The sequence below is a fragment of the Pseudodesulfovibrio sp. genome (assembly GCF_028692895.1).
In the GTDB taxonomy this organism is placed as follows: domain Bacteria; phylum Desulfobacterota; class Desulfovibrionia; order Desulfovibrionales; family Desulfovibrionaceae; genus Pseudodesulfovibrio.
This window is the reverse complement of sequence record NZ_JAQUWN010000039.1, coordinates 25,466-31,465: the sequence shown is the minus strand read 5'-3', so window position 1 is coordinate 31,465 and position 6,000 is coordinate 25,466. Positions and strand designations below refer to the sequence as shown.

6 protein-coding genes are annotated in these 6,000 nt (G+C 62.7%); 3 read left to right on the top strand and 3 right to left on the bottom strand.

Features of this window, described 5'->3' with window-relative positions:
* Positions 1–201: metalloregulator ArsR/SmtB family transcription factor (locus PHP91_RS10830; protein ID WP_300140417.1), on the bottom strand; the 201-nt coding region annotated here is incomplete at its 3' end.
* 212 nt (positions 202–413) lie between these two features.
* Here PHP91_RS10830 and PHP91_RS10825 point away from each other — a divergent pair.
* From PHP91_RS10825 to PHP91_RS10815, 3 genes are all read left to right on the top strand, one after another.
* On the top strand, positions 414–1,241 hold the full coding sequence (locus tag PHP91_RS10825; RefSeq protein WP_300140415.1) for a nitroreductase family protein: 828 nt from the start codon (positions 414–416) through the stop codon (positions 1,239–1,241).
* Between the two features lie 269 nt (positions 1,242–1,510).
* On the top strand, positions 1,511–2,245 hold the full coding sequence (locus PHP91_RS10820) for a transporter substrate-binding domain-containing protein (protein ID WP_300140413.1): 735 nt from the start codon (positions 1,511–1,513) through the stop codon (positions 2,243–2,245).
* 378 nt (positions 2,246–2,623) lie between these two features.
* A complete protein-coding gene (locus tag PHP91_RS10815; RefSeq protein WP_300140411.1) occupies positions 2,624–2,839 on the top strand; it encodes a hypothetical protein in 216 nt (71 codons plus the stop codon).
* A 165-nt stretch (positions 2,840–3,004) separates the two neighbouring features.
* On the opposite strand, the gene PHP91_RS10810 is transcribed toward PHP91_RS10815, so the two are convergent.
* Both PHP91_RS10810 and ftsZ read right to left on the bottom strand, forming a co-directional pair.
* Positions 3,005–4,663 (bottom strand): radical SAM protein, encoded by a 1,659-nt coding sequence (locus PHP91_RS10810; RefSeq protein ID WP_300140419.1) that lies wholly within the window; start codon positions 4,661–4,663, stop codon positions 3,005–3,007.
* A gap of 32 nt (positions 4,664–4,695) precedes the next feature.
* Positions 4,696–5,955 carry a cell division protein FtsZ gene (gene ftsZ, locus PHP91_RS10805; protein WP_300140409.1) on the bottom strand — a complete coding sequence of 420 codons (1,260 nt, stop codon included), beginning with the start codon at positions 5,953–5,955 and terminating at the stop codon, positions 4,696–4,698.
* Positions 5,956–6,000: the final 45 nt, after the last annotated feature.

The following is a 6,000-nucleotide window of genomic DNA, read 5'->3' as shown; positions in this document are numbered from 1 at the left end:
GTAGACCCATTTGCCCCGGCGTCGGCTCTCCACCCAGCCGCCCCGCCTGAGGAACGCCATGTGGCGCGACACCGTGGACTGGGGCAGCTCCAGCGCGGCCATGAGGTGGCAGACGCACAGCTCCCCGCCCGCCAGCAGCGCCAGCGCGCGCAGCCGGGTCGGGTCGCCCAGCCCCTTGAGACGATTCGCGAGACGTTCCATGGCTTCAGTAAATATCCGCTTAGGCGGATATGTCAACCGGCGTTTCGGTGAAACGGTCAGAGGCGGATGCTGTTTTCGCAACATTCCGGAATCACGAGATTCCTACCAACAGGTAAGTATCGAACAAAATTGTGCCTGCTTGCCATGCCGACACCATGGCGTATGCTCGGGGCACAAAAGAACGGCCAACCCCCATCGAAAGGGGAGGAATAATGCTGCAATTCAAGGTTGATACGGAAAAGTGCATCCGTTGCGGCGAGTGCGCCCGCGACTGTTTCGCCGGGGTCATCGGCGAGGACGGCGACGGCCTGCCGATGGTCGTCCCGGAGCGAGAGGGGCTGTGCATCGAGTGCCAGCACTGCCTGGCCGTGTGTCCCGCAGGCGCGCTGTCGGTCTTCGGCCTGGACCCGGAGGCCGGGCGGCCGCTCAAGGGCGGTATGCCCGACCCGGGGCGCATGGAAACGCTCCTCATGGGCCGCCGCTCGGTCCGCCGCTACAAGAAGGAAGGGGTGGACCCGGCCCTGATCCGCCACCTGCTCGAAGTGGCGTCCCACGCGCCTACGGCCGTGAACCGGCGGCCGGTGCGGCTCACGGTGGTGGACGACCCGGCGGCCATGGACCGGCTGCGCAGGGCGGCCACGGACGCGGCCCTCAAGCGGCTGCGCGACGGGACCATCCCGGCCGGGTACGAGCGCATCGGCGACTACCTGAAAAACGGCCGGAAGGACGAGGACGTCATCTTCCGGGGCGCGCCGCACGTCCTGCTGGCCACGGCTCCGGAGACCGCCCTTTCGCCCATGGCCGACGGCCATATCGTCATGAGCTATTTCGACCTGCTGGCGTCGAGCCACGGTCTGGGCACGGTCTGGGACGGCATCGCCCGCGCGGTCATCTCGGCCGTGTGCCCGGAGCTGCGCGACCTGCTGGGAATCCCTGCGGACCACGTCATCGTCTGCGTCATGGCCTTCGGCAAGCCTGCCGTTACGTACCACCGCACCGTGCAGCGGCCCGGCTGCGACATCCATTCGGCGACGATTTAGCCGCCATCCATAAGAAATGAAGAGGCCGCCTCCGGATCACCGGGGGCGGCGCCGTGGCTGCCTTTCTGCTTTGCCTTTCCAAGAAAAGGGAAATCAGGGAGCATTGAAGAGCGCGTTTAGGCCCGCGATATTTGACAGTTACACTCGGCTGCCCTATCCGGCTAATTCCATTTGTTATTCACAGCCACGATTGTTTTTGCTGCCGACCAGTCAGAAAGTGATTGAATGCAAGCAATCAAGCCGATAGAAAATCAAGTATGCCACTGCGGATGACAACCTGTATCGCCCTTGTCCTGTGCCTGTTCACGGCAGAGGCGAGCGCCGTCGACCAGACGGTAATCGTTGTCGGGGACCAATCTCCGCCATTCCGGATTTTTGCGCAGGGCGGGGCGTCGGGCATTTATTTCGACACCATCAAGGAAATGGGCAAACGCATGGGGTTCACCCCCACGTTCGTGAACGTTCCTTTCAAGCGCGCCCTGGACATGATGCGCAAGGGCAATGCCGACATGATGCCCGGCCCCAATTATTCGGACGAGCGCGCCTGCTACATGATATACACGGCGGCGGAGCTGCCCGCCGAGCCCAAGGCGTTTTACTACAAGGATCAGAAGAACAGGATCGTTCAGTTCGACGACCTGCGCGGCAAGAGCGTGGCCACCACCCTGGGCAGGGACTACAACCGCGTCATCGAAGCCGCGCCCGGCGTAACGATTGAGATCGTGCGCACGTACGATATTGCGGTTCAAAAGGTCCTGTTCGGCCGCAACGACCTGGTCATCCTCCCGGAGTTCCAGGGGGACTATCTCCTGCGCACCCGCCAGCTCCAGCTCAGCAAGTCCCCGTTCAAGCTGGAGGGCAAGCCGAGCCACATCTGCCTCTCCCGCACATCGGCCTTGGTGGCGCGCCAAAAGGAGCTTCAGGAAACCCTGCAAGCCATCGTCGCGGACGGGACCTTCCAGAAGATTCTCCGCCGATACTCGCGCGACGCGGCCGTGGAGTGAGCGGATATTTGATGAAATATAGTCAGCCTCGTGACGGGTGTTATTGGTCCCATTTGAGAGGTTGATTGCTTCATAGGAGCGTATCCGCAAGGCTTCTGGTGCATAATATCCGAAAACAAAGCTCCGAATATCCATTAAAATAAATCATCGGTAATCTCAACGTATTATCGCTGATCGTAAAAATGTACGGCAGAGATGCAGACCGTTTAGTGAGAGTTGTAGTGGCAAAGGGCAGCTTCCAAAAGGGGCGAAAGTGAAAAACCGCAGTGCGATTAAGTTTTCAATACGCAATATGCTAATATAATGTTGGACAGCACTTCATTTTTCATCTAAATACAATAAATTGAAATTTTAAAACCGATAATAAGGGGAATTAACATGGCTTACAATCCGCCTTCTTCTGTTCAAGGTGCCAAAAAAGCTATTTCAACTCGGACGAAGCAATTGCAGCTTGCAAAAGCTGAAGGCAAGCGGCAAGAACTTAGCGATGAAATTAATAGGTATGTAAATTATATATATAAGTATGCGAAGGCTGGCGAGCAGGCAGCAAAGGCTTTAGAAAACGGAAATGGTGAAGGGGTTAATAATTCTTAAACGTAAACCGTCGGTGTGCTATAAAGGTTGAAGTAAGGAAGTTTGGTGCTTGGTGGCCTATTCATCCTTGTGTGTAACCGGGGTGAATAGGCCGTACGATTCCTTTTCAGTCATAGAGTTGTTTGAATCGCTATCGGGAGAAAGCGGTGCATTTTGCATACGATACTACCCCTTCTCCACCCCGCACCCGACACACTTCTCGCACCCCTGCTTTGAGCAGCCGGGGCTGGTCCGCGCCTCCTTGGCGCGCTCCCATTCCTTCCAGAGGTGGTCGCGGCGCACGCCCACGTCGATGACCTCCCAGGGGAAGGGCTCGTCCTTGGCGCGCTCGCGGTCCAGGATCGCAAAGGGGTCGCCGTCCCAAAGCTTGAGGGCCTTTTTCCAGCCGCCTTGCTCGGCCGCCAGGAGGATGAAGGGGGCCAGCTCCTCGCCGCCGCGCGAGAGCAGGCCCTGGAGCCTGGCCTGGAAGGGGTCGTCGTGCTGGAGGGTGATGCCCTTGTAGGGCTTCGCCATCCTGGTGAGCTGCTTCATGCGGGCCGAGAGGGCGGCCTCCGAGGCCATGGGGGCCCACTGGAACGGCGTGAAGGGCTTGGGCACCAGCGAGCTGACGCCGATGGTGATGCGCATGAAATGGCTCTTGCGGCCGCCGGGCTCCTCGGAGCGGATGCGCACGATCTCGGCCAGCAGGGCGGCGAGCTCGGCGTAGTCCTCGTCCGTCTCGCCGGGCCAGCCCGCGATCAGGTAGAGCTTGAGGTGGTTGACGCCGTGCCGCGCGCACAGGCGCACCGCGTTCAGGAAATCCTCGATCTTGAGCTTCTTGCTCATCATGCGCCGCAGCCGCTCGCTCGCGCCCTCCAGGGCCAGGGTGACGGTGCGGATGCCGCGCTCGCGCAGGTAGGTCAGCAGCTCCTCGGTGACGCCGTCCGCGCGCATGGAGGAGAGGGAAAATTTCTTGCCCTTGCCGTGCAGCCACTTGAGGAAGGGGAGCAGGTCCGGCCAGTCGGTCAGGGCCGTGCCCACCAGGCCGACCTTGGGCGGGTCGGTCAGCTCGACGATGCGCTGGAGCTCGGCCATGTCCGCATGGCGGGGCGGGCGGTAGATGTAGCCCGCCGCGCAGAAGCGGCAGCCGTAAGGACAGCCCCGGTTGACCTCCAGGAGCATGGTGTCGCGAAAGGTGGCCCGGCCCGAGACGAAGCAGGAGAAGGCCGGGTCGGGCAGCAGGCCGGGCGCGCCGGTGTGGAGCCGCCTGACCGGGGTCCTCGACCGGCCGGGGACCCAGATGCCGGGGTCGTCCTTGATGGCGTCGAGGATGGCGTCCCTGTCCGCGCCGTCAAAGACCAGGGCGCGGAGCTTGCGGAAAAAGGGGATGAAGTGGTCGTCGGCCTCGCCGACCCAGAAGACGTCGATGAACGGCGCGACGGGCGCGGGGTTCAGGAAGGCCGGGGGCCCGCCCGCGATGACCAGGGGAAGGCACGGGCGTTCCGCCGCAAGCGGCGGAACGCCCGCTGCCTGGAGCATTCGAGGGAGGTTGAGGAAATCCTCCTCGAATGTCGCGCTCCAGGCGATTACAGGGAATGAGGATAGTGGGCTGTTTGATTCGCGCGTTTTCGGTGCGTCGCCATCGGTCTGCCCCAGCTTGTCCGGGAAGACGCGTTCGACGGCGAGGCCGGGTTCCTCCGCCAGCATGCGGTAGACCGCCTGCCAGCCGAGGGTCGAGATGGCGGCCTTGTCTCCCCCGGGCACGGCGAGAGCCACCGGCAATCGCCCGCCGAGGTCGGGAGCCTGGGGCTCCGACACGCCGTGATACAAGGTTCTTGCGCCGATGACGGCTTACCTCCACGCGCTACTGTTGGTCCCTAGTCGACATTCTTGCGAATGAAGGCCGGGACGTCGAGGTTGTCTTCCCCTTCGTCGAAGATGAATTCCTCCTCGCCGGGGCCCGCGCCGGCCACGCGTTTGGACATGGCCTGCTGGGGCAGTTCGGTGGTGTTCAGGTCGCCGCCCGCCTTGCGCAGGTAGGCCGGGATGTTGCGGTCCTGGGCGATGACCTTCTGGTGCCCGGCGCGCATGGGCTGGGCCGGGGCCTTCATGCCGCGGGGTCCGAGCAGGCGGAGCTTCTGCTCCTCGGCCTTGCTCAGGACGGGCTCGGCCGCGCTCTGGGCGGGTTCGATGCCCGTGGCGATGACGGTGATGCGCATCTCGTCGCCCGCGTCGGGGTCGAAGACGGTGCCGAAGAAGATTTCGGCCTCGTCGTGCGCTTCCTTGTAGATGATGTCGGCGGCTTCGGAGACCTCGTCGATGAGCATGTCCGGGCCGCAGGTGATGTTGATGAGCACGCCCTTGGCGCCCTCGATGGAGACGTCCTCCAGCAGCGGGGAGGTGATGGCCTTCATGGCGGCCTCCTTGGCCCGGCCCTCGCCCGAGGCGATGCCGGTGCCCATCAGGGCCATGCCGGAGCTGGACATGGCGGCCTTGACGTCCGCGAAGTCCAGGTTGATCAGGCCGTGGACCGTGATGAGGTCCGCGATGCCCTTGACCGCGTAGTAGAGGACCTCGTCGGCCTTTTTGAGCATGTCGGAGAAGCTGGCCTTCTTGGCGGCGAGCTGGAGCAGGCGGTCGTTGGGGATGGTGATGATGGAGTCCACCACCTCGGCCAGGGCGCGCGAGCCATCCTCGGCCTGGCGCAGCCGCTGCTTGCCCTCGAAGTAGAAGGGCTTGGTGACCACGCCCACGGTGAGCGCACCCATCTCCTTGGCGATCTCGGCCACCACGGGGGCGGAGCCGGTGCCGGTGCCGCCGCCCATGCCCGCGGTGATGAAGACCATGTCCGCGCCGTCCAGGGCCTCGCGGATCAGGTCCTGGGACTCCAGGGCGGCGTTGCGGCCGATCTCCGGGTTGGCGCCGGCGCCCAGTCCCTTGGTCAGCTTCTCGCCGATCTGGATTTTGTGTTCGGCCATCGATTTGTCGATGTCCTGGTGGTCCGTGTTGGCCACGATGAATTTGACCCCCTTGAGGGCCGACATGATCATGTTGTTGACCGCGTTGCCGCCGGCGCCGCCGCATCCGACGACTTTGATCTTGGCGTTGCTTTCATGGACGATTTCCGAAAATTCCATGGCGTCTTCCTCCTCGATGGCCCTGCCTTCCTGAGCGGGCCGGTT

What these genes read in the sequence shown, in the direction of transcription:
- PHP91_RS10815 (WP_300140411.1), top strand. Translation starts at nt 2,624, where the DNA reads ATGGCTTACAATCCGCCTTCTTCTGTTCAAGGTGCCAAAAAAGCTATT.
- ftsZ (WP_300140409.1), bottom strand. Translation starts at nt 5,955, where the DNA reads ATGGAATTTTCGGAAATCGTCCATGAAAGCAACGCCAAGATCAAAGTC.
- PHP91_RS10825 (WP_300140415.1), top strand. Translation starts at nt 414, where the DNA reads ATGCTGCAATTCAAGGTTGATACGGAAAAGTGCATCCGTTGCGGCGAG.
- PHP91_RS10820 (WP_300140413.1), top strand. Translation starts at nt 1,511, where the DNA reads ATGACAACCTGTATCGCCCTTGTCCTGTGCCTGTTCACGGCAGAGGCG.